The following is a 22,149-nucleotide window of genomic DNA, read 5'->3' as shown; positions in this document are numbered from 1 at the left end:
TTCGATCAGGCCGGCGCCTTCAGGGCCGCGGAACCCCACCCGGGATCCGCGGCCCTTCTGTTTGTCCCCGACCGGGGACGACAGAGCGAAGGGGCCTCGGGACATGAGAACCCGGTACCAGCCGCCAACCGGCCGACCCGGCCGGCACGACCAGACGAGGAAAACCAGCCGTGCAACTCGAAGCGCACGCCCCGTCCGTACCGCCTTCCGAAACGATCCCCCCGCCCGGCTCCACGGAGGACTCCACCTTGATCCCGCTCACTGCGCTCACCGCGCTCGACGACGCCATCGAGAACCTCGGCGTACCCGTCCCCTGCCGCTCGTACGACCCGGAGGTCTTCTTCGCCGAGTCCCCGGCCGATGTCGAGTACGCCAAGTCGCTCTGCCGCACCTGCCCGCTGATGGAGGCCTGCCTCGCCGGCGCCAAGGAGCGGCGTGAGCCCTGGGGCGTCTGGGGTGGCGAGCTCTTCGTCCAGGGTGTTGTCGTGGCCCGCAAGCGGCCGCGTGGCCGCCCGCGCAAGAACCCGGTCGCGGCATGAACATCCGAGGAACGATCGACCGCCCCCTGACGAACGACCCCAAGAAACAGGCCCCGATGAAGCCGTCCCCGAGCGAGCCCGCCGGCTCCGCGACACCAGACTTCACTTCTCACGGCGCGAACGACTCGCGTCAGAACAGGACCCGAGAGATGCAACTCATCCCAGAAGCCCTGGCTCGTGCGCATATGCACGAGCAACTGCACCAGGCTGAGCAGGAACGCCGGGCCGTGCGCCTGGCGACCGCTCGCCGCATGCAGCGCCGGGCCGAGCGCGCTTCGCTGCGCGCCCGCCGCGCGCTGGCCATGGCGGTCATGCAGTAGTCGACCCCGGTCGCTCTGACAACCGCAGCAGTTGCAGGCACATCCACATCCCCGCGGGGGCCGGTCCGGTCGGACCGGCCCCCGCGGTGCGTTGTGCGGGACGATCCGCGGACTGCGGGGATATCGTCGCCGGGTGACGAGTCTTCCCGGGGACAGTGACAGCACGGGTCCGGCGCCGCGCTCCGACGCGGGCGGTGACCGGCAGATCGTGTGCGCCCGCTGCGGTGCCCGGGCCGACGGCCCCCGGCCGACGTGGACCTGCTCCGTCGAGAACGGCACCCGCCACTACTTCTGCGACGCCTGCTCGCGCAGCAACCTCAGAGCGATCGAGGGCCGCCTCGACTCCGCATGGTGGTAGCCCGGCCGGCTCAGGCCTCCGCGGCCGGCAACTCCTCGTCCGGTTCCTCGACGGCCCCGTCGTCCTCTGCGTCCTCGGCGTCTTCCGCGTCGTCCTCCACCGGTACGAATCCCGGCAGCCACTCCTCCAGTTCGTCGCGCAGCCGGACCGTCGCGCCGAGCTGACACAGGACGCCGATGGTGCTGAGTGTCACGCGGTGTATCAGGAGGTAGGACGGCGGCAGGTTCAGCTGCCGGCCCAACTGGTGGGCGGGGGAGCGCGGATCGGCGATCCGGGCGGCCTGACTGCGCATCCAGCCGCGGGTGAAGGTGAACGCGTCCACCTGCGCCGGTTCGATGATCGGCACGAGGTAGTCCAGGACCGCGTCCGGGTCGAGGTCTATCGACTCCTTGACGAAGCCTTCCTCGCGGAGGAGTTCGTAGACCCCCTCGGCGTCGCCGTCCAGCGTCATCCGCAGGGAGTCCCCGATCGTCTGCGGCAGACCACCCGGGAGCCGGTCCACCGTGCCGAAGTCCAGGACACCCAGACGCCAGCCACTCTCCTCGTCCGGCAGCAGACGGAAATTGCCCGGATGCGGGTCGGCGTGCAGCAGTCCGGTGCGGGCGGGACCGGAGAAAAGGAAGCGGGCCAGCAACTGGCCGGCGCGGTCGCGCTGCTCCTCCGTGCCGTCGTTGATCACCTCCGCCAGTGGCACGCCGTCGATCCACTCGGTCACCAGAACCTGGTCGCACTGATGGACCACCGCGGGCACCAGCACGTCCGGATCGTCCGCGAACTCCTCCGCGTGCGCCTGCTGGGCCTGCGCCTCCAAGCCGTAGTCGAGCTCCTCGGAGACCCGGTCGCGCAGCTCCGCGATGAGCGGCTTGATGTCCATGCCGGGGATCAGCGGCCCGAGCAGCCGGGCGAACCGGCTGAGCTGGGTCAGATCGGAGAGCAGGGCGTCCCCCGCCCCCGGGTACTGCACCTTGACGGCGACCTCGCGCCCGTCGTGCCACACGGCCCGGTGCACCTGGCCGATCGAGGCCGCCGCGGACGGCTTGTCCTCGAACTCCAGGAACAGCTCGGCCCAGTCCGCGCCGAGCCGCTCCTCCAGTACGGAGTGGACCGTGCGCGTCGGCATCGGGGGCGCCGCCTCCTGGAGTTTCGTCAGCGCCGCCCGGTACGGGCCCGCGACCTCCTCCGGCAGTGCCGACTCGAAGACGGACAGCGCCTGCCCGAACTTCATCGCGCCACCCTTGAGCTCCCCGAGGACCTTGAAGAGCTGCTCGGCCGTGCGCTGCTGGAGCTCGCGGCCCACGAGCTCCGCGGACGCTCCGCCGATGCGCTTTCCCAGTCCCCAGGTCGCGCGCCCGGCGAAGCCGAGCGGCAGCGCGGCGAGTTTGGCAGTACGGGTCACTGCCTTCCGGGGAAGATCAGACATGCGCCCTCCAGGTCCCAGCAAGCCCTGCCGCGTGCGACTGTTGCCCTGCCATTGTCGCGTGCGACTCCTCGTCCTCGGAGGCCCGCTCCCCTTTTGTTTTCTCAGCGGCTCCGCAGGGGCAGCCGGGATGGGGCCAGACAGGCTTCGCATGCCAGTCGCAGCCCGGCAGAGACGCCTCCCAGCGCACTCCGGCGGCGCAGGGCGCGTCGCCGTCCAGAAAGGCGAGCGCATGGCTCGCCGCCAGTCCGGCGACGGCCGCGGCCAGGGCCAGATCGCACGCGGGCACCCGGCGCTGCCGCCCGGAGCGCCACTGCGCCACCAGTCGTGGCCAGGTCGGATCCCGGTCGGTCCGCACCTGGTCCAGACACCCGGCGCAGCCGGTGTCACCGGGCAGGACCAGCGGGCCCACGACTCCGGTCGCCTCGACCACCCCGACATACAGATGAGGTGTCCCCGAGGTGATCAGGGGCTCGGCCGACACCGGGTCGGGTGCGTGCACGGAAAGGCCGTCCCGGGGCGCGAGGATCACCAGGGACAGCCCGCGGGTCGCCTCTCCCTCCCGCTCCTTGGACGACGACCGGGGCGCGCGGTCCGGCGCCGCTCGCCGCACCACCCGCCGGGCGGCGTCCTGGCGGCGTTCGCCGATCGCCTCCACGGGCAGGCCGCCCGGCGTGACGTCCCCCGGCTCGACCCGGCCCAGGTCACGCACCTCGACCTCGCCCACACCGGCGCCCGCGAGCAGCGCGGCCAGGACGACGCCGACCCGGCCGGCGCCGCGCACCTGGACACGCAGAGCGCGACGGGCGGCGAGGCGCTCCACAGCCCCGCCCGGCCCGGGAGCGACGAGGGAGAGCGAGGCGAGATCGGGCCGCATCCGCTCCATGACCTCCTTCTTCTCCCGCAGCGCATCTCCGGCCGGTCCGCCTCCGGTCGCGTCGTCCAGCAGACCCGAACGGGCCAGCCGGTCCACCAGACCGTCGACATGGCCGTCCGGCAGGCCCATCTCGCGTCCCTGCTCGCGCAGCAGCGGCATCCCGCGTGTCCCGTCGAGCAGCTCGAGGAAGCTGCCGGTCGCCGTGTCCATGGGGCCCAGCACCATCGCGTGCGCCGGCGCCATGCCGAACTGCACCGTGTTGAGATCCCGCCAGGCGCGCCGCAGCGCGGGCTTCACGATCGGATGCATGACCTACCCCCGTAGACCGTAGTACGTCCCCGAATGTCCGCCGGGTGCTCCCGCAGCGCGGACCGGATGCCAGCATGCCCGGCCCCTCCGGAGCCCGCCGAAAGTTGTCCACAGGCGGCATCGTTCGTCGTACAAATCGAACATGGGGGGTGCGGATCGACACCGAACCGTCCCGGGGACGGGACTTCCCCCATGCGCAGCGGGTAACGTCGGGGCGTGCCCGCCGACCCACTGCACCGCGCCGCAAAACCACAGCGCAGCACGACGAGCCCGCCGCCGAGCGGTTCGGGGGCGAGCGCGATCGAGGTCCGCAGGAGCGCCCGACGGCGCCGAACGGTTTCCGCGTACCGCGAGGGCGATCGCACCGTCGTGCTCATCCCCGCCCGCATGTCCGAGGCGGAGGAGCAACGCTGGGTGACCGTCATGCTCGACAAGCTGGCCGCCCAGGAGAGCAAACGGGTGCTCGGCGACACCGAGCTGTCCGAACGGGCCGAGCGGCTGTCGGCGCAGTACTTCGAGGGCCGCGCGCGGCCCTCGTCGGTCCGCTGGGTCACCAACCAGAACACCCGCTGGGGCTCGTGCACCCCCTCCGAGGGCAGTATCCGGCTGTCCCACCGGCTGCAGGGCATGCCCGAGTACGTCGTCGACTACGTCCTGCTGCACGAGCTCGCCCACCTGCTCGTTCCCGGTCACGGGCCGCGCTTCTGGCGTCTCCTGGAGGCCTATCCGCGCACCGAGCGGGCTCGCGGCTATCTCGAAGGAGTCGTCGCGGCGGACCGGCTGCCCCGGATGCCGGCCACGGGCGACGAGTAGGGCCGTCTGTCGTAGGCCGCCCGTCCTCGGCGGAGACCCGACGGCACCCCGGCGCGGGGGCGATTGTGTACCGGGTCTGTACCGGCTGAGTCCAGCCCAAGATTTTGCCGTTAGCCTGACGCGACGCACTTGTATTCGGGATGGGGGACGGTCGTTACGCATGGCCAGGGAATTCCAACGCGGCCACAAGGCCAAGATCACTGACCTCACCGCGGGCACCGATCTGTATGTGGGTGTGCAGATCACCGGCCCCGGGCTGACCTTCGACATCAGTTGCTTCGGGCTCGACGCCCACGAGCAACTGTCCGACGACCGGTACTTCGTCTTCTTCAACCAGCCGAAGTCCCCCGAGGAGTCCATCCAGCTGCTCGGCGCCCAGTCGGGTGACACGGAGTCCTTCCGGGTCACCCTCGACCGGATCCCGGCGCAGATCCAGAAGCTGTCCTTCACGGCGACCATCGACGGCGCCGGACAGATGTCGCAGATCGCCCCCGGGTACCTGCGCATCGTCGCGGGCGGCGAGGAGGTGGCCCGGTACGCGTTCAGCGGCGCCGAGTTCTCCACCGAGCGCGCCGTGATGCTGGGCGACTTCTACCTGAAGGACGTCTGGCGGTTCGCCGCCGTCGGACAGGGCTTCGACGGCGGTCTCGACGCGCTGCTGAAGAACTTCGGCGGCGAGGTCGCCGAGGACGAGCCTGCCCAGCAGCAGCAGCAGCAGCCGCCGCCCGGCGCCGCGCCGTCCTTCGCACCGCCCGCCTTCGGGGCACCCGCACCGGCTCCGGCCCAGGGTTTCGCGCCGCCGCCCGGTGCCGCTCCGCAGGCCCCGGCTCCCGCGCCCTCGGTGCACGGCGCGCCCACCATCGTGGCGCCGCTGCACACCCCGCCGGGCGGAGCCACCGTGCCGCCGCCGGGACCCGCGCCGTACGCGCAGCCCCCCGGCCCTCCCGGTCCGCCCGGCCCGCCGCCGGGTTACGGCCAGCAGCCGCCCGGCCAGGCGGCGCCGATGCCTCCGGGCTACGGGCAGCAGGCACCGACCGCACCTCCCGGATACGGCCAGCAGCCTCCGTCGGCACCGCCCGGCTACGGCCAGCAGCCGCAGTACGGGCAGGTACCGGGCCAGCCCGGCGCGCCCTCGTCCTACGGCGTTCCCCAGGGAACTCCGCAGGCCGGAGCCGGTGTCGCCGCCGCCCTCGGTGTCTTCAAGGAGACCCCGACCGGCCAGCGCTGGACTCCGCAGAACAAGAAGCTCATCCGTGTCGACCTCGGCGTCGGCGGTCAGCCCGTACTCGCCCGCCAGGGCAGCATGGTGCTGTACCAGGGCAAGGTCGACTTCAGCTACAAGGGCGCCGGATTCGCCGGCCGGCTCGTGGGCAACGCGACCGGCCAGGAGATGCAGCTGATGCGCTGCACCGGCCAGGGCCAGGTGTTCTTCGCCGAGAACGCCACCCACGTGCACCCGATCGAGCTCCAGGGTGACGCGATCTGTGTCTCCGCGGAGAACGTCCTCGCCTTCGACGAGTCCCTGCAGTACGAGGTCCGTCGGATCGAGGGGCACGGCATCCCCGGCGGCGCGCTGTTCACGATGCAGTTCCAGGGAACGGGCACCATCGTCGTCAAGACGCACGGCGCGCCCGTCGTTCTGCCGGTGACGCCCACGACGTTCGCCGACTGCAACGCCGTCGTCGCCTGGTCCGCCGCCGCCCAGGTGATCGTCTCCAGCCAGGTACGGATGCGCCGGAACGCCTACCCCGGCGACACCGGCGAGAGCGTGAACCTCCAGTTCCGCGCCGCGCCCGGCAGTTTCGTCGTCGTCCAGCCGTACGAGGTCTGAGGGAGCCCGTCATGAACCAGCCATTCGCGGGCTTCGCCCCCGCGCCCGTCACCGCGCGCATGGAGAACCACGGCAGCCACATGCTGAAGGTCGCCATGCAGACCGGAAGCGACCTCTACGCGCGCGTGGGCTCGATGGTCGCCTACGAAGGGTTCGTCCAGTACGAGCCCAACCCGCCCGCCGTACGCCAGATCGCACGCGACTGGATGACCGGCGAGGGCGCGCCCCTCATGAAGTGCTCCGGCGACGGCCTGCTCTACCTGGCCGACTACGGGGCGGACGTCGTCGTCATCAACCTCAACGGTGACGCGATCTCCGTCAACGCCACCAACCTCCTCGCCTTCGACACGCAGCTCACCTGGGGCGTGGAGCGGGTGAAGGGGCTCGCCAAGTTCGCCGGCCAGGGTCTGTGGAACACCAAGATCTCCGGCCAGGGCTGGGTCGCGCTGACCTCCCGGGGCAAGCCCATCGTCGTCGACTGCGGCGGCGGTGAGGACGAGACGTACGTCGACCCGGACGCGCTCGTCGCGTGGTCCCCGAACCTCAAGGTGAAGGGCAAGCGCAGCTTCAAGGCGCAGTCGCTGATCGGCCGCGGCAGCGGTGAGGCCTACCAGATGGCGTTCTCCGGTACCGGCATCGTCGTCGTGCAGCCCAGCGAGGACAGCACCGACCGCCTCCGAGTCCGGGGCTGAGGGGGAACAGGACACCATGCAGAGCCCGATCTTCGGCTACAACGACCAGCAGACCCAGGACCGCTACAGCCTGCAGAACTCGCAGATGCTCCGCGTCGTCCTGGAGGGGCACGACGACATCCTCGCCCGCAAGGGCACCATGGTCGCCTACCAGGGACTCGTCGAGTTCGACGCCGAGTACCAGACAGGCGGCCAGCACCGCGCGCGTGCCCACACCGGTGAGGGACTCGACCTGATGCGCTGCCACGGGCAGGGCACGGTCTACTTCGCCAACCTCGCGCAGCACGTCCACGTCGTCGACGTGGACCAGGACGGCCTCACCGTCGACAGCAGCTACGTGCTGGCGATGGACTCCGCGCTCCACCACGAGGTCATCGCCGTGGACAGCCAGTACGGCATCTCCGGCTCCGGGAAGTACCAGCTCAACATCACGGGGCGCGGCAAGGTCGCGCTGATGACCTCCGGGATGCCCCTGATGATGCAGGTCACCCCGGACCGCTACGTGAACTGCGACGCCGACGCGATCGTCGCGTGGTCCACGAGCCTGCGCGTCCAGATGCAGGCCCAGACCCACTCCTCCGGCGTGTGGCGGCGCCGCGGCAACACCGGTGAGGGCTGGGAGCTCAGCTTCATGGGCAACGGGTACGCGCTGGTCCAGCCCAGCGAACTGCTCCCGCCGCAGAACGCGGCGATCGGCCAGGGGCTGCGGGCCCAGTACGGCATGGGCCAGCAGGGTGTCCACGCGCAGAACCAGGGCAACGCCTGGAGCTGACCGCGCGACGGTCCGGCTCGGAACGGCGGAACCGAGACACGACGAACGGCGTAAGGGGCGACCACTCAGGTGGTCGCCCCTTACGCCGTTCGGCGACAGGCGTCTGTCCCGCAGGGCCCCCGGTCGCCCGGACGGGCGCGTCAGGACGTGGGTTCACAGCCGGGCGCGGGCCGCCTCCAGGAGCCGGACGACCGACGCGTCGGCCACCTCGGAGACCTCGTCGTAAGCGAACCAGCGCAGGTCGAGGGACTCGTCGCTGATGGCCTCGACCGCGTCGGACGGCGCCAGGGCGACGTACTGCACGTCCAGATGCCAGTGGCACGGGGACGGGATGGCGTGCCGGTCCAGCGTCACGGGACCGCCCGGCGCCAGGGTCAGTCCTCGGATGCCCGACTCCTCGGTCGCCTCGCGCAGGGCGGCGGCGGCCAGCGTCGCGTCGCCCGGCTCGCAGTGGCCGCCCATCTGCAGCCACATGCGGAGCTTGCGGTGCAGCGTCAGCAGAACGCGGCCCCGCTCGGGGTCCACCACCAGGGCACTCGCCGTGATGTGCCCGGCGTGGCAGGACTTCCATGTGCCGTCCGGGTGCTCGGACAGGTGGTCCAGATAGACCTGGCGCAAATCTTCCTGGCCCTCGTGGCTCTTCAGCACGAGGACCGCGTCGTCGTGCAGGCTCACTCGGTGCCGTCACCCTTTTCGTCGCCCTTGGCGCCCTTGGACTCGTCGTCCCCGGCGTCGGCAGGCTCCGACGAGGTGTCCTTCGTCAGGTCCGGCTTGCCGGCCGAGCCGCTCGCGGCCTCGCCCAGCATCTTGTCGAGCTCGGAGAAGTCCATGTGCTCGCGGTGCACGAAGCCGTCCGGGTCGTCCAGGTCGGACGCCGTCGGCAGCATGTCCGGGTGGGCCCACAGGCCGTCCCGGCCGTCCACACCGCGCGCGTCGGTGAGCGAGGCCCACAGGCGCGAGGCGTCCCGCAGCCGGCGCGGACGCAGCTCCAGGCCGATCAGGGTGGCGAAGGTCTGCTCGGCGGGACCACCCGTGGCACGGCGGCGGCGCAGCGTCTCACGCAGCGCGTCGGCCGACGACAGGCGCGGCTTGGCGGCCGCGTGCACGACCGCGTCGACCCAGCCCTCGACCAGCGCGAGCGCCGTCTCCAGGCGGGCCAGCGCGGCCTTCTGCTCGGGCGTGTCCTCCGGCTGGAACATGCCCTGCTGGAGCGCCTGCTGCAGTTCTTCCGGGTTCTGCGGGTCGAACTGGCCGACCACGTCCTCCAGCTTCGCGGTGTCGACCTTGATCCCGCGCGCGTAGCCCTCGACGGCGCCGAACAGGTGCGAGCGCAGCCACGGCACGTGCGCGAAGAGGCGCTGGTGGGCGGCTTCGCGCAGCGCGAGATAGAGCCGCACCTCCTCCTGGGGGACGCTCAGGTCCTTGCCGAAGGAGGCGATGTTCAGCGGGAGCAGCGCGGCCTTGCCGACCGGGCCGAGCGGCAGGCCGATGTCGGTGGAGCCGACGACCTCGCCCGCCAGGACACCCACGGCCTGCCCGATCTGCGTACCGAACATGGCGCCGCCCATGGAGCGCATCATGCCGATGAGCGGGCCCGCCATGGCCTGCATCTCCTCGGGCAGGACGTCGCCCATGGCCGCGCCGACACGCTCGGCGACCGGGTCGACCAGCTCCTTCCACACGGGAAGGGTCGCCTCGACCCACTCCGCGCGGCTCCAGGCCAGCGCGGAGCCCGCGCCGGACGGCAGCGACGTCGCGTCGTCCAGCCACAGGTCGGCCAGACGCACCGCCTCCTCGACGGCGAGCCGCTCGGCCGGACCGACGCTCGCGTCCTTGGTGCCGTCAGAAGCGCCCTGGGAGACCGTCTGACGGGCGATCTGCTTGGCCATGTCCCAATTCACCGGGCCGCCCTCGTACGAGAGCATCTGGCCCAGCTGCTGGAACGCGGCGCCGAGATCATTGGGGTTCATCGACCCGAACATGGCTGCGAGGGGATTGTCGCCTCCTGGACCACCGGCTCCGGGCCCGAAACCGAAAGGTCCCTGGCCACCGCCGCCCTGCTGGTCCTTCTTCTTGCCCTCGTCGCCGTTCTCCGGCTCCTCCGGCGGAAGGCCGAATCCGAATGGGGTGTCACTCACGGGATTCCTCGGCTGGTAAGGCCGCCGGGTTCGTTCCGACGGCGGCTGCCCACAACACCACCCAGCGTAGACACCAGAACCCGATCGGGCCTCGGTGCTTCGCCGACTCGTCGCCTGCGGCAGGATGGATGCCACCTGGTAGGGGCGCGTCACGCGCGTCCGTTACTGAAGACAACCGCTGGAGACGCCCGGTGAGTTCCCCAGATCCACAGGTTCGCGCAGCGCGAAACCGCTCAACCAGCCCGGCCGCGCGCGGCCCCGTCGTCGCGGTCACCGGCGCCGCGGCAGGCGTGGGCGCGATGCTCACCGAGCGGCTGGCAGCCAGTGAGGAGATCAAGCAGGTCGTCGCCATCGACGAGCGGCGCGGCGAGTGCGCCGACGCGCAGTGGCACATCCTGGACGTGCGGGACCCGGCGATCGCCGAGAAGCTGCGCGGTGCGGACGTCGTGGTGCACCTGGCCCTCGACCTCGACCTGGAGACGGACGCGGCGGCCCGGACGGCCTACAACGTCCGGGGGACGCAGACCGTCCTCACCGCCGCCGCGGCGGCCGGTGTCCACCGGGTCGTCCTGTGCACGTCGGCGATGGTCTACGGCGCGCTGCCCGACAACGAACTGCCGCTCGCCGAGGACTCAGAACTGCGGGCGACCGCCGAGGCCACGGGAGTGGGCGACCTCCTGGAGATCGAGCGGCTGGCCCGGCGCGCGCCCCGCGCGCACCCCGGTCTGAACGTGACGGTCGTGCGGCCCGGAGTGCTGGTCGGGGGCGGCAGCGACACCGCGCTGACCAGGTACTTCGAGTCGCCGCGCCTGCTGGTCGTGGCAGGGTCCCGGCCCGCATGGCAGTTCTGCCACGTCGAGGACCTGTGCAGTGCCCTGGAGTACGCGGTCGTCGAGAAGGTGGAGGGCGAGCTGGCCGTCGGGTGTGACGGCTGGCTGGAGCAGGAGGAGGTGGAGGAGCTGAGCGGGATCCGGCGGATGGAGCTGCCGTCCGCGGTCGCGCTGGGCGCCGCCGCCCGGCTCCACCGGATCGGGCTCACCCCTTCGCCCGCGGGTGACCTGGCCTACACGATGTACCCCTGGGTGGTGAGCGGGAGCCGGCTGCACGATGCCGGGTGGCGGCCCCGGTGGACCAACGAGGAGGTCCTCGCCGAGCTGCTGGAGGAGGTCGCCGGGCGGCACACCGTGGCCGGGCGCCGACTGGGCCGCAAGGACGCGACCGCGGCGGGCGCGGCGGGCGCGACGGTCGCTCTGCTCGGCGCGGCGGCCGTCGTCCGCCGGGCGCGAAAGGCTCGACGCCGGATCTGAGCCCGGGCGTGTCGCGGCCCCGGACCCCTCGGGGAGGCCCGTGCGCACGGTGCGCGCGACCTGAGCGGCGGGCGCCCGGCGGGCCCGGACTGTAGGAGGCTCCAACCCGGCACGCGTGCGTGCCGGGTGAAAGGTCTATTCCGCCCTGTCGGCGGGGTGCGGCACGATGGAGTCATGGCACCTACCAATGACCACCCCGGCGAGCAGGGCGCGCAGGACCCGATCCGTCTGCTGGCGATCCGCGACGAGCCGCTCTCCCTGGACGAGGTCTTCCGCGCCGTCGGGGACGACGCCGCCGGGGGGACGGCGTTCTTCGTGGGAACGGTGCGGAACCACGACGGGGGTGCCGACGTGGACGCGCTGGGGTACTCCGGTCACCCCAGCGCCGAGGCGGAGATGCGACGGGTCGCCGAGAAGGTCGTCGCCGACTATCCGGTGCGGGCGCTGGCCGCCGTCCACCGGGTGGGCGATCTCCGGATCGGGGACCTCGCGGTCGTCGTCGCCGTGGCGTGTCCGCACCGGAGCGAGGCGTTCGAGGCCTGCCGCAAGCTCATCGACGACCTCAAGCACGAGGTGCCGATCTGGAAGCACCAGACGTTCTCCGACGGTTCGCAGGAGTGGGTCGGCGCCTGCTGATCCGCACCTCCGGTCGCGTGACCGATCCTCCGGTTGCGTAACCGGGGCCCTGCCGTGAGCGTTAACCCTGCGGATGGTTAATCTGCTGATCAGTCAGTTGCGGTCGCTCATGGGGTTGGGAGGTCGACATGGCGGCGCTTGCCTGGTTGCTGATTCCGCTTATGGCCGCGATCGGTGCCGGAGTCTGGGGCAGTTGGGCCGGCCGGAATCGCAAGGCCGCGGGAGACGGCGTCGAGCTCGCTGGATACACACGCTTCCGTGAGGCCATGGAGCGGTCGGACGTCGAGGAGAAGTCACCCTCCGACGTGCTCTGAGACCCCCCGGCCACCGCGGCTGCGGCGGGCCCGGTGAACGGTCCCCGACGGCACCCCGTACGGACGGCCCCGACGGTGCGCCGACAGGACTGTCCCGTACTGTCGTTCCATGCCACGCCGCACCGCGACGATGCTCGCCTCCACTCTGATCCTGATCGCGCTCCTGTGCGCGGGAGTGTTCATCAAAGTGCCCTACGCGGAGATGTCACCGGGTCCCACGGTGAACACGCTGGGCGATCACGACGGCGAGCCGGTGCTGCAGATCTCCGGACGCAAGACGTACCCGACGACCGGTCACCTGAACATGACCACGGTCCGGGTGACGAGCGCCGACTACAACATGAACCTCGTCGAGGCCGTCTACGGCTGGCTGGCCCACGACAACAAGGTCGTGCCGCACGACACGCTGTACCCGGACGGCAAGACCGAGCAGCAGTCGACGCAGGAGAACGCCGAGGAGTTCAGCCAGTCCCAGGAGAGCGCCAAGGTGGCGGCCCTCAAGGAGCTGGGCATCCCGGTGAAGTCCTGGGTGATCGTCTCCACCGTCCTCAAGGGCTCCCCGGCGGAGGGCCGGCTGCACGCCGGTGACGTCATCAAGTCCGTCGACGGCACCGTGGTCAAGGCGCCCGACGACGTCGCGAAGCTCGTCACCAAGCACAAGCCCGGTGACAAGGTCGTGTTCACGATCGTGCCCGCCAAGGAGCAGGCCGCCGCCGAGAAGGAGCACACGACGGCGACCGCCACCAAGAACGTGACGATCACCACGGCCAGGTCCGACGACAAGGGCAGCGACCGTGCCATCGTCGGGATCTCGGCCGGGACCGACCACACGTACCCCTTCACCATCGACATCAAGCTCGCCGACGTCGGCGGCCCGAGCGCCGGCCTGATGTTCGCGCTCGGCATCGTGGACAAGCTCACCCCGGGGAACCTCACCGGCGGCAAGTTCGTGGCCGGCACCGGCACCATCGAGGACGACGGCAAGGTCGGTCCCATCGGCGGCATCGAGTTGAAGACCGTCGGCGCGCGCGACAAGGGCGCCCAGTACTTCCTGACGCCGAAGGACAACTGCGCCGCCGCGGCCAAGGACACCCCGAGCGGGCTCACGCTCGTCAAGGTCAACACCATCGACGACGCGATGAACGCCCTGAAGGACATCAGCGCGGGCCGGACCTCCGGCCTGCCGAAGTGCACCACCAAGGGCTGACGGACACCGTCCGCCCGTACGACAGCGCCACGACGGAGAGGGGGCGCCCGGAACATCCGGGCGCCCCCTCTCCGTCGTGCTGTGCGGATCAGTCGGCGAACGTCGCGGACAGCGCGTCCGCGAGGCCCGGCACCAGGCCCGCGCCCGTGAGGACCTCCGTCGACGCGTCCTTCTCCCGCAGCCGCAGGGCGGAGTCGCGGGTTCCGTCGCGCAGCACGCCGACCGTCATGCGGACCTCCTGGCGGTCCGGGTGCGAGGCGACCCACTGGGTGAGCTTCTTGCCGCTGAGGCCTTCCGGTACGGACGCCTCGGCGGACGGCGGCAGCATCAGCCGTTCCACGGTGAGCGCGCAGCCCACCACGGCGTCGGGCCAGGCGATGGTGCCGAGGAACTCGTCGAGCGGCTTGCCGGCAGGGATCTCGTCCTGCTCGACGGGGGTGAGACCGGTGGTCGCCTGCTCGTCCTCCAGGCCGAGCTGGCGGGCGAGGCCGGGTTCCTGGGTCCGCAGCCGTGCGGTGTCTACGAGGGCGAAGAGGCGGGCGGGCTGGTCCCAGCCGAGGCCGGATGCGTACTCGTCGATCTCGAGTACGGCCCGGGTGAGGGGGCTCGCTGCCATGGGAGTGTTGGACATGGTCACAATCCTGCCTCGTTCGTACCCGGAAACGGGAACCGAGTAAAGCGTGAGTAAGTTGCATAGATGAGGCTCCTCGATCACGGAGCCTTACGGACGGCTCTCCAAGTCGGGGGGCCTGACGGATCAACAGCGACTTCGAGGTGCGCACCTTGGCTTTCCAGATGCCGGACCGCGGCGGAGGCCCGACGGGGCCACGGATGAGAGTGGGCCGGCCGTCCCGGCGTGTCCGGACCCTGCTCATGACACTGGGCGTCCTGGCCGTACTGGCCATGGCCTTCGTCATGTTCGCGGGGTTCTGGACGGACTGGCTCTGGTACAGATCGGTTCACTACTCGTCGGTCTTCACCACCACCCTGTGGACCAAGATCGGGCTCTTCTTCGTCTTCGGCCTGCTCATGGCGGCCGCGGTCGGCTTCAACATCTGGCTGGCCCACCGGCTTCGTCCGCCGCTGAGCGCCATGTCGATGGAGCAACAGAGCCTCGACCGCTACCGCATGGGCATCGCGCCCTACAAGCGGTGGCTGCTGGTCGGCATCGTCTCCGTGGTGGGACTGATCGCCGGCGCGTCCGCCTCGGGCCAGTGGCGCACGTGGCTGATGTGGGTGAACGGAGTGCCCTTCCACCAGAAGGACCCCCAGTTCCACCTCGACGTCTCGTTCTACGCCTTCGACCTGCCCTGGTACCGCTTCCTGCTCGGCTTCGGCTTCGCCGCCGCCGTGCTCTCCCTGATCGCCGCCGCGCTCACGCACTACCTGTACGGCGGCCTGCGGGTCACCAGCCCGGGCGCGCGCGCCACGGCCGCGGCGACCGGGCACCTCTCGGTGCTCCTCGGCATCTTCGTGGCGCTGAAGGCGGTCGCCTACTGGCTCGACCGGTACGGCCTCGCGGTGAAGTCGAGCGACTTCAAGGCGACGGGCAACTGGACGGGCCTGAGGTACGTCGACGCGAACGCCTATCTGCCGGCCAAGACGATCCTGTTCTGCATCGCCGTCATCTGCGCGCTGCTCTTCTTCGCCACCCTGTGGCGGCGCACCTGGCAGCTGCCGGTCATCGGCTTCGGCCTGATGGTGCTGTCGGCGATCCTCATCGGCGGGCTGTACCCGGCGATCGTGCAGAAGTTCCAGGTCCAGCCGAACGAGCAGGCCAAGGAAGCGCCGTACGTCGAGAAGAACCTCAAGGCGACCCGCGAGGCGTACGGGATCGACGGCACCGACGTGAAGGACTACCCGGGGTCGAGCGACACCAAGGACAAGGCCAAGCTCCGGGACGACGCCGACACGGCGGCGAGCATCCGGCTCATGGACCCGAACGTCGTGTCGCCCACGTTCCAGCAGCTCCAGCAGGTGCGGAACTACTACGGCTTCCCGTCGAACCTGGACGTCGACCGCTACAGCAAGGACGGCAAGGACCAGGACACCGTCATCGGTCTCCGCGAGCTGAACCTCGCGGGCATCCCGAAGAGCAACTGGATCAACGACCACTTCCGCTACACCCACGGGTACGGCGCGGTCGCGGCCAAGGGCACCACGGCCGACAGCGAGGGCCGGCCGGTCTTCACCGAGTACAACCTGCCGTCGAGGGGTGACCTCGGCGAGTACCAGCAGCAGATCTACTACGGCGAGAAGACCACCCAGTACTCGATCGTCGGCGGTCCCCAGAAGGAGATCGACTACTCCGACGACAGCGGTGAGAAGACCACCAGCTACAAGGGCAAGAGCGGCATCAGCCTCTCCAGCCCGGTCAACCGCGCCGCGTACGCGGTGGCGTTCGGCGAGCCGCAGATCCTCTACTCGGGCGCGATCGGCGAGGGTTCCCGGATCCTCTACAACCGCACGCCCAAGGAGCGCGTCGAGGCGGTGGCCCCCTGGCTCACCATCGACGGCGACGCCTACCCGGCCATCGTCAACCACAAGATCCAGTGGATCGTCGACGCGTACACCACGACCAACGGCTATCCGTACGCCTCCCGCACCACCCTCGGCGACACCACGGCGGACTCGCTGACGGCGGCCAACAACCAGCGGGCGGTGGTGGCCCAGCAGAACCAGGTCAACTACATCCGCAACTCGGTGAAGGCGACCGTCGACGCGTACACCGGCGAGGTCAAGCTCTACCAGTGGGACACCAAGGACCCGGTCCTGAAGACCTGGATGAAGGCGTTCCCGAACACGGTGAAGGCGAAGGACTCGATCTCGCCGGACCTGATGGCCCATCTGCGGTACCCGCAGGACCTGTTCAAGGTCCAGCGCGAACTGCTCACCCGCTACCACGTGAAGGACGCGCAGACGTTCCTCAGCGGCAGTGAGGTGTGGCAGGTCCCGGACGACCCGAGCAACAACTCGGGCAGTGCCGTGCCGCCGTACTACCTCAGCATGAAGCTGCCGGGGGAGACGTCACAGGCGTTCTCGCTCACGACGACGATGACACCGAACGGCCGGGACAACCTCGCCGCGTTCATGTCCGTCGACGCCGAAGCGGGCACGCCGGACTACGGCAAGATCAGCATCCTGAAACTGCCGACGGGCAAAACCGTCGACGGACCGAAACGGGTGCAGAGCCAGTTCAACTCCGAACCGTCGATCGCCGAGTCCATCAGCCTTCTCGAACGCGGCGATTCCAAGGTGGAGTACGGCAACCTCCTGACGGTGCCCCTCGACGGCGGACTCCTGTACGTGGAACCCGTGTACGTCCGCGGTGGCGACCTCAAGTACCCGCTGCTGCGCAAGGTGTTGGTCACCTACGGAGGCAGCACGGCCTTCGAGAGCACGCTGGACCAGGCGCTCAACAAGGTCTTCGGGGCCGAGAGTTCGACCCAGCCACCACCGGACGAGAACACCACGAAACCGCCGACGTCGAGCAACCCGACGGTGCAGGCCGCTCTGGACGACGCACAGAAGGCCTTCGACCAGGGCCAGGAAGCCCTCAAGAAGGGCGACTGGCAGGCGTACGGGGAGGCGCAGAAGGATCTGGAGGACGCGCTGAAGAAGGCCGAGGACGCGCAGAACAAGGCGGACAAGGCCGGCAGCGGCGGCTCCGGTGCCGACAAGAGCACGGACAAGGGCTCCGACAAGAGCGGTGACAAGAAGAGCAGTCCGAGCGGCAGCCCCAGCAGCAGTCCGAGCAGCGACAAGAGCTCCTGAAGTAGCTGGTCAGGGGCCCACTCCGCGCCGTGGTACGGTTGCAACACAACGGCGCGGGGTGGAGCAGCTCGGTAGCTCGCTGGGCTCATAACCCAGAGGTCGCAGGTTCAAATCCTGTCCCCGCTACTGAAGTCGAAGGCCCGGATCCAGTTCATGGATCCGGGCCTTCGGCGTGTGTGACGCCACGCCGAGGCGCACCCGGTGACCTGCCGACTCCCAGGAAGTGCTGCGCCGTACGTGGGGAGTTGAGGGATCTGTGTTTCACTTGTCTCTCTGTGGGCATGTCGACAAAACGCTGAAGTGACCTCACTGGCTGCGGTATACCAGGTGTACCCAGGTTGCAGGTGGTGCGACGATGGACGTTATGGGGGACAAGGCAACTCTGTTGGATACAGGGCGGTTTGCGCAGCCTGCCGACTTTGAGCAGCCTGCGGATCTCACGCAGCCTTCCGACCGGGACGAAACCGGTGAGGCTGCCGAGGAGGCGCGCCAGTGGTCGGCGGCACAGGCCGGCGACGTCGAGGCGATGAGCGTCCTCGGGGCCATGCTGCTGCGCCGGGGTGATCTCGACGCGGCCGAGCCCCAGTTGCGCGCGGCGACCGCCGCGGGCGACCGGGCCGCGGCCAACAACCTGGGTGTCCTCCTGCACCAGCGCGGGTACGCCGACGAGGCCGCCGGATGGTGGCGGATCGCCGCCGTCGCGGGCAGCGCGGCCGCGGCACACGCGCTCGGCCGGCACCACCGCGAGCGCGGTGACGAGCCGGCCGCCGAGTACTGGCTGCGCCAGTCCGCCGAACAGGGCCACGCGCTGGGGGCGTACGCGCTCGCCGACCTGCTGGAGCATCGCGGCGACGTGGGCGCCGAGCACTGGATGCGGTCCGCCGCGGAGCGCGGGCACCGCGAGGCCGCCTACCGGCTGGCGCGCGCGCTCGACCGCAAGGCCCTGGAATCGGGCCAGGCCGTGGCGGACAACGGTGTCATCGGTGCGGCGGGCGAGGACGCCGAGCAGTGGTACCGGCAGGCCGCGGCGCGCGGTCACCGGCGTGCCGCTCTGCATCTCGGCGCCATCCTGGAGAAGCGGGGCCACCTCAAGGAGGCCGGGCGCTGGTACCTGACGTCCGCGAAGGACGGCGAGGCGCGGGCCGCCTGCGCCCTCGGATTCCTGCTGCGCGACGCCGGGGACACCGAGAGCGCCGCCGTGTGGTGGCTCCGGGCCGCCCAGGACGGCGACGGCAACGCCGCCAACGCACTGGGTGCCCTGCACGCCGAGCGCGGGGAGACGCAGACCGCCGAGCGCTGGTACCGCGCCGCGATGGACGCGGGCGACGTGAACGGCGCGCACAACCTCGCGCTGCTCTGCGTGGAGCAGGGCCGGACCGCGCAGGCCGAGCAGTGGTACCGGCGGGCCGCCTACGCCGGTCACCGCGAGGCCGCGAACGCGCTGGCGATCCTGCTGCTCCAGGTCGGCGACGCGGCCGGGGCCGAGCCCTGGTTCTCCAAGGCCGCGGAGGCGGGCAGCGTGGACGCCGCGTTCAACCTGGGCATCCTGCACGCCGGACGCGCGACCGACAGCGACGACGCCGCCGCCCTGCGGTGGTACGAGCGGGCGGCCGCGGCCGGACACACGGAGGCCGCGCTCCAGGTCGCCATCGCTCGGCTGCGGGAGGGCGACGAGCGGGCGGCCGAGCGGCATCTGCGCAGTGCGGCCGGAGGGGGCAGCGCCGAGGCCGCGTACCGGCTCGCCGCCGTGCTCGACGCCCGCCGGCCGCCGGCGCCCGCGCACGAACTGGGCGAGCCCACGCAGGAGAAGAGCGAGTGCGAGGAGTGGTACGAGCGGGCCGCGTCCCAAGGGCACCGGCGGGCCCAGGTGCGCGTCGGGATGCTGGCCGCGGCGCGCGGTGACGTGGTGGAGGCGGCCCGCTGGTACCGCGAGGCCGCCGAGGCGGGCTCGCGCAACGGCGCGTTCAACCTCGGGCTGCTGCTGGCCCGCGAGGGCAGCGAGCCCGAGGCGGCGCTCTGGTGGACCCGGGCGGCCGACGCCGGTCACGGTCGGGCCGCGCTCCGGCTGGCCCTCGTGTACGCGCGCCGCGGGGAGCTCGCCGAGGGCCAGCGCTGGGCCGACCGCGCGGTGTCCCTGGGGCCTGCGGAGGTCGCCGAGCGCGCGGCCCGGCTGCGGGACGCGCTGCGGGAGGAACTGTCGGCGTGAGGCGACGCGTCCGAGAGCGCACGCGCCGTCTGTCGCAGCTCCCGTCGCCGGTCCGGGAGACGGGAGCTGCGATGGTCCCGGCGACGGGAGCTGTGACGGTCCCGGCGACGGGAGCTGTGACGGGAGCTGCGACGCCGCAGGGGTCTGTCCGGCCGAGGGGTGAGGCCGGTGCCGCGTCGGTCCCCGAGTGCCCCTGTTCCAGTGCGGCACCTGGCCTTCGCCGCCCTCCGGACAAGTGATTTGCGCTGGTCCACAGCGGTGACGTACTGTTCAGTTCATCGACGCGGGGTGGAGCAGCTCGGTAGCTCGCTGGGCTCATAACCCAGAGGTCGCAGGTTCAAATCCTGTCCCCGCTACTGAAGACCGAAGGCCGGAATCCGAAAGGGTTCCGGCCTTCGGTGTTTTCGCGCCCCGTGCGACCGGCGCGCCCCGTTCGACCCGCGGCGTTCTCCGGTGACGGAGACCTCGCCGACGACTGACCGATGGACGGCGAAAGCCCCGGCACGCCAGGCGTGCCGGGGCTTTCGTAGGGCTGTGGCTCCGGGTGGCTGTGTTACGCCGCCGCGCAGTTCGGGCAGACGCCGCGGTACGTCATCTCGACACCCGACACCGTGAAGCCGAAGCGCTCGGTGTCCGGGAGGTCGCCGAGCGGGTCACCGCTCGGGTGGACGTCACGGATCGCGCCGCACTGGGCGCAGACCAGGTGGTGGTGGGGCCGATGCGCGTTCGGGTCGTACCGCTTCGCGCGCTTGTCGGTGGCGACCTCCAGAACCTCGCCCAGGGAGACCAGCTCACCCAGCGTGTTGTAGACGGTCGCCCGGGAGATCTCGGGCAGCTTGGCCACGGCCCGGGCGTGCACCTCGTCGGCCGTCAGATGGACGTGATCGCCGTCGAGCACCTCGGCCACGACACGCCGCTGCGATGTCATCCGCCAGCCACGTCCGCGCAGTCGTTCCAACAGGTCACTCATACAGATCAGCCTAACAGCAGGTGAACCAGATCCCGAATGGGTGTGACTTTGGAAGATGAATTGACTTGGACAAAGTCCATTGTAGGATCGAATCGATATTGGCCGGGGAGTCGAACCGGCCTGGATGACGCTGGAGGCGCACGTGACGCAGGGACCGCTGACGACGGAGGCCGGAGCGCCGGTCGCCGACAACCAGAACAGTGAGACCGCGGGTGCCGGCGGCCCCGTCCTCGTCCAGGACCAGCTCCTGCTGGAGAAGCTCGCGCACTTCAACCGCGAGCGCATTCCGGAGCGCGTCGTCCACGCGCGCGGTGCCGGCGCGTACGGCACGTTCACGCTGACCCGTGACGTCTCGCGGTGGACGCGGGCGGCGTTCCTCTCCGAGGTGGGCAAGCGGACCGAGACGTTCCTGCGCTTCTCGACCGTGGCCGGGAACCTCGGCTCGGCGGACGCCGTGCGGGACCCCCGCGGCTTCGCGCTGAAGTTCTACACCGAGGAGGGCAACTACGACCTCGTCGGCAACAACACCCCGGTGTTCTTCATCAAGGACGCCATCAAGTTCCCGGACTTCATCCACACGCAGAAGCGCGACCCGTACACGGGCTCCCAGGAGGCCGACAACGTGTGGGACTTCTGGGGTCTGAGCCCGGAGAGCACCCACCAGGTGACCTGGCTCTTCGGAGACCGCGGCATTCCGGCCTCCTATCGCCACCTGAACGGCTACGGCTCGCACACCTACCAGTGGAACAACGCGGCCGGCGAGGTCTTCTGGGTCAAGTACCACTTCAAGACCGACCAGGGCATCAGGAACCTCACCACCGAGGAGGCGGTCCGCCTGTCCGGCGTGGACCCCGACTCGCACCAGCGTGACCTGCGCGAGGCCATCGAGCGCGGTGACTTCCCGTCCTGGACCGTGCAGGTGCAGATCATGCCCGCGGCCGAGGCGGCGACGTACCGCTTCAACCCGTTCGACCTCACCAAGGTGTGGCCGCACGAGGACTACCCTCCCGTCGAGATCGGCCGGCTGGAGCTGAACCGCAACCCGCGGAACGTGTTCGCCGAGGTCGAGCAGAGCGTCTTCTCGCCGGCCCACTTCGTGCCGGGTGTCGGGCCCTCGCCCGACAAGATGCTCCAGGGACGGCTGTTCGCGTACGGGGACGCGCACCGCTACCGCGTCGGGATCAACGCCGGCCACCTGCCGGTGAACCGCCCGCACGCCACCGAGGCGCGCACCCACGCGCGCGACGGCGCGCTGTACGACGGCCGTCACGACGGGGGGAAGAACTACGAGCCGAACAGCTTCGGCGGCCCCGTCCAGACGGACCGGCCGCTGTGGCAGCCCGTCCCGGTCGACGGGGTCACCGGGAACGGCGCGGCCCCGGTGCACGCCGAGGACGACGACTTCGTGCAGGCGGGCGACCTCTACCGGCTGATGTCCGAGGACGAGAAGGAGCGGCTGATCGCGAACCTGGCGGGCTTCATCGCCAAGGTCTCCCGCGACGACATCGCCGAGCGCGCGGTGCGCAACTTCCGCCTCGCGGACGGTGACTTCGGCAAGCGGCTGGACGCCGCGGTCCAGGCCCTGCGCGGCTGACAGCCGGCCCTTGCCGCGGGCGGCGGGCCGGAACCCCGGGGGTGAGCCCCGGAGTTCCGGCCCGCTCGTGTCGGG

The 22,149-nt window shown here is 70.7% G+C and carries 20 protein-coding genes and 2 tRNA genes; 16 read left to right on the top strand and 6 right to left on the bottom strand.

The genetic code is table 11. The annotated features are described in order from the left end of the window. Window positions 1-170 precede the first annotated feature (170 nt). The 3 genes from OG406_RS14825 (at window position 171) to OG406_RS14815 (ending at window position 1,217) form a co-directional block, all read left to right on the top strand. Window positions 171-539 (top strand): WhiB family transcriptional regulator, encoded by a 369-nt coding sequence (locus OG406_RS14825; RefSeq protein ID WP_081219299.1) that lies wholly within the window; start codon window positions 171-173, stop codon window positions 537-539. Then, on the top strand, window positions 536-859 hold the full coding sequence (locus OG406_RS14820; RefSeq protein WP_081219300.1) for a hypothetical protein: 324 nt from the start codon (window positions 536-538) through the stop codon (window positions 857-859). The genes OG406_RS14825 and OG406_RS14820 overlap by 4 nt, the downstream gene beginning before the upstream one ends. Window positions 860-992: 133 nt before the next feature. After that, complete coding sequence (locus tag OG406_RS14815; RefSeq protein ID WP_329191116.1) at window positions 993-1,217, top strand: hypothetical protein; 225 nt, start codon at window positions 993-995, stop codon at window positions 1,215-1,217. 10 nt (window positions 1,218-1,227) lie between these two features. Here OG406_RS14815 and OG406_RS14810 read toward each other — a convergent pair whose 3' ends face one another. After that, window positions 1,228-2,637 (bottom strand): ABC1 kinase family protein, encoded by a 1,410-nt coding sequence (locus OG406_RS14810; protein WP_329186140.1) that lies wholly within the window; start codon window positions 2,635-2,637, stop codon window positions 1,228-1,230. Continuing rightward, window positions 2,630-3,820, bottom strand: a complete 1,191-nt coding sequence (locus OG406_RS14805; RefSeq protein ID WP_329186139.1) for a TOMM precursor leader peptide-binding protein — start codon at window positions 3,818-3,820, stop codon at window positions 2,630-2,632. The genes OG406_RS14810 and OG406_RS14805 overlap by 8 nt, the downstream gene beginning before the upstream one ends. Window positions 3,821-4,036: 216 nt before the next feature. Here OG406_RS14805 and OG406_RS14800 point away from each other — a divergent pair, with 216 nt between their 5' ends. From OG406_RS14800 to OG406_RS14785, 4 genes are all read left to right on the top strand, one after another. Beyond that, window positions 4,037-4,633 carry a M48 metallopeptidase family protein gene (locus OG406_RS14800; RefSeq protein WP_164371936.1) on the top strand — a complete coding sequence of 199 codons (597 nt, stop codon included), beginning with the start codon at window positions 4,037-4,039 and terminating at the stop codon, window positions 4,631-4,633. A gap of 160 nt (window positions 4,634-4,793) precedes the next feature. Beyond that, the gene (locus OG406_RS14795; RefSeq protein ID WP_329186137.1) at window positions 4,794-6,464 is read left to right on the top strand and encodes a TerD family protein; all 1,671 of its coding nucleotides are present in this window, start codon (window positions 4,794-4,796) and stop codon (window positions 6,462-6,464) included. Window positions 6,465-6,475: 11 nt separating this feature from the next. After that, window positions 6,476-7,156, top strand: a complete 681-nt coding sequence (locus tag OG406_RS14790; RefSeq protein WP_164371938.1) for an AIM24 family protein — start codon at window positions 6,476-6,478, stop codon at window positions 7,154-7,156. A gap of 16 nt (window positions 7,157-7,172) precedes the next feature. Continuing rightward, complete coding sequence (locus OG406_RS14785) at window positions 7,173-7,928, top strand: AIM24 family protein (RefSeq protein WP_081219307.1); 756 nt, start codon at window positions 7,173-7,175, stop codon at window positions 7,926-7,928. A gap of 153 nt (window positions 7,929-8,081) precedes the next feature. Here OG406_RS14785 and OG406_RS14780 read toward each other — a convergent pair whose 3' ends face one another. Beyond that, window positions 8,082-8,603, bottom strand: coding sequence for an NUDIX hydrolase (locus tag OG406_RS14780; protein WP_266616376.1), 522 nt, complete (start codon window positions 8,601-8,603; stop codon window positions 8,082-8,084). Next, window positions 8,600-10,066 (bottom strand): zinc-dependent metalloprotease, encoded by a 1,467-nt coding sequence (locus OG406_RS14775; RefSeq protein ID WP_329186133.1) that lies wholly within the window; start codon window positions 10,064-10,066, stop codon window positions 8,600-8,602. Before OG406_RS14775 ends, OG406_RS14780 begins: the two co-directional genes overlap by 4 nt. A gap of 191 nt (window positions 10,067-10,257) precedes the next feature. On the opposite strand from OG406_RS14775, the gene OG406_RS14770 reads away from it, so the two are divergent. From OG406_RS14770 to OG406_RS14755, 4 genes are all read left to right on the top strand, one after another. Then, complete coding sequence (locus OG406_RS14770) at window positions 10,258-11,373, top strand: SDR family oxidoreductase (protein ID WP_266616380.1); 1,116 nt, start codon at window positions 10,258-10,260, stop codon at window positions 11,371-11,373. Window positions 11,374-11,547: 174 nt separating this feature from the next. Then, window positions 11,548-12,009: a molybdenum cofactor biosynthesis protein MoaE gene (locus OG406_RS14765; protein WP_329186131.1), complete on the top strand. Its 462-nt coding sequence runs from the start codon at window positions 11,548-11,550 to the stop codon at window positions 12,007-12,009. Between the two features lie 128 nt (window positions 12,010-12,137). Beyond that, window positions 12,138-12,323, top strand: a complete 186-nt coding sequence (locus OG406_RS14760) for a hypothetical protein (protein ID WP_164371942.1) — start codon at window positions 12,138-12,140, stop codon at window positions 12,321-12,323. A gap of 109 nt (window positions 12,324-12,432) precedes the next feature. Beyond that, window positions 12,433-13,530, top strand: coding sequence for a YlbL family protein (locus tag OG406_RS14755; protein WP_326842385.1), 1,098 nt, complete (start codon window positions 12,433-12,435; stop codon window positions 13,528-13,530). Between the two features lie 88 nt (window positions 13,531-13,618). Here OG406_RS14755 and OG406_RS14750 read toward each other — a convergent pair whose 3' ends face one another. Beyond that, complete coding sequence (locus tag OG406_RS14750) at window positions 13,619-14,161, bottom strand: PPA1309 family protein (RefSeq protein WP_164371944.1); 543 nt, start codon at window positions 14,159-14,161, stop codon at window positions 13,619-13,621. Between the two features lie 164 nt (window positions 14,162-14,325). Here OG406_RS14750 and OG406_RS14745 point away from each other — a divergent pair, with 164 nt between their 5' ends. The 4 genes from OG406_RS14745 to OG406_RS14730 all read left to right on the top strand — a co-directional run bounded on the left by OG406_RS14745 (window position 14,326) and on the right by OG406_RS14730 (window position 19,866). Beyond that, window positions 14,326-17,304, top strand: a complete 2,979-nt coding sequence (locus OG406_RS14745; protein ID WP_267050003.1) for a UPF0182 family membrane protein — start codon at window positions 14,326-14,328, stop codon at window positions 17,302-17,304. A gap of 52 nt (window positions 17,305-17,356) precedes the next feature. Then, window positions 17,357-17,430: transfer RNA gene (locus OG406_RS14740), tRNA-Met, on the top strand. 229 nt (window positions 17,431-17,659) lie between these two features. Then, entirely contained in the window at window positions 17,660-19,510 is a 1,851-nt protein-coding gene (locus OG406_RS14735) for a tetratricopeptide repeat protein (protein WP_329186127.1), read from the top strand. A 282-nt stretch (window positions 19,511-19,792) separates the two neighbouring features. Continuing rightward, a tRNA-Met gene (locus tag OG406_RS14730) sits at window positions 19,793-19,866 on the top strand. Between the two features lie 197 nt (window positions 19,867-20,063). On the opposite strand, the gene OG406_RS14725 is transcribed toward OG406_RS14730, so the two are convergent. Beyond that, window positions 20,064-20,480 (bottom strand): Fur family transcriptional regulator, encoded by a 417-nt coding sequence (locus tag OG406_RS14725; RefSeq protein ID WP_081219317.1) that lies wholly within the window; start codon window positions 20,478-20,480, stop codon window positions 20,064-20,066. Between the two features lie 124 nt (window positions 20,481-20,604). On the opposite strand from OG406_RS14725, the gene OG406_RS14720 reads away from it, so the two are divergent. Then, window positions 20,605-22,074: a catalase gene (locus tag OG406_RS14720; protein ID WP_329186125.1), complete on the top strand. Its 1,470-nt coding sequence runs from the start codon at window positions 20,605-20,607 to the stop codon at window positions 22,072-22,074. Window positions 22,075-22,149: the final 75 nt, after the last annotated feature.

Origin of the sequence: Streptomyces sp. NBC_01428, assembly GCF_036231965.1 — a bacterium.
Lineage (GTDB): Bacteria > Actinomycetota > Actinomycetes > Streptomycetales > Streptomycetaceae > Streptomyces.
Note: the sequence above shows the minus strand (reverse complement) of the source record. Positions and strands in the feature narration are given on the sequence as shown.

Bases quoted from the DNA above. Each gene is read 5' to 3' on its own strand.
- OG406_RS14820 (WP_081219300.1), top strand. From the start codon at position 536: ATGAACATCCGAGGAACGATCGACCGCCCCCTGACGAACGACCCCAAG.
- OG406_RS14810 (WP_329186140.1), bottom strand. From the start codon at position 2,637: ATGTCTGATCTTCCCCGGAAGGCAGTGACCCGTACTGCCAAACTCGCC.
- OG406_RS14805 (WP_329186139.1), bottom strand. From the start codon at position 3,820: ATGCATCCGATCGTGAAGCCCGCGCTGCGGCGCGCCTGGCGGGATCTC.
- OG406_RS14795 (WP_329186137.1), top strand. From the start codon at position 4,794: ATGGCCAGGGAATTCCAACGCGGCCACAAGGCCAAGATCACTGACCTC.
- OG406_RS14790 (WP_164371938.1), top strand. From the start codon at position 6,476: ATGAACCAGCCATTCGCGGGCTTCGCCCCCGCGCCCGTCACCGCGCGC.
- OG406_RS14785 (WP_081219307.1), top strand. From the start codon at position 7,173: ATGCAGAGCCCGATCTTCGGCTACAACGACCAGCAGACCCAGGACCGC.
- OG406_RS14765 (WP_329186131.1), top strand. From the start codon at position 11,548: ATGGCACCTACCAATGACCACCCCGGCGAGCAGGGCGCGCAGGACCCG.
- OG406_RS14760 (WP_164371942.1), top strand. From the start codon at position 12,138: ATGGCGGCGCTTGCCTGGTTGCTGATTCCGCTTATGGCCGCGATCGGT.
- OG406_RS14755 (WP_326842385.1), top strand. From the start codon at position 12,433: ATGCCACGCCGCACCGCGACGATGCTCGCCTCCACTCTGATCCTGATC.
- OG406_RS14750 (WP_164371944.1), bottom strand. From the start codon at position 14,161: ATGTCCAACACTCCCATGGCAGCGAGCCCCCTCACCCGGGCCGTACTC.
- OG406_RS14745 (WP_267050003.1), top strand. From the start codon at position 14,326: ATGCCGGACCGCGGCGGAGGCCCGACGGGGCCACGGATGAGAGTGGGC.
- OG406_RS14735 (WP_329186127.1), top strand. From the start codon at position 17,660: ATGGACGTTATGGGGGACAAGGCAACTCTGTTGGATACAGGGCGGTTT.
- OG406_RS14725 (WP_081219317.1), bottom strand. From the start codon at position 20,480: ATGAGTGACCTGTTGGAACGACTGCGCGGACGTGGCTGGCGGATGACA.
- OG406_RS14720 (WP_329186125.1), top strand. From the start codon at position 20,605: ATGACGCTGGAGGCGCACGTGACGCAGGGACCGCTGACGACGGAGGCC.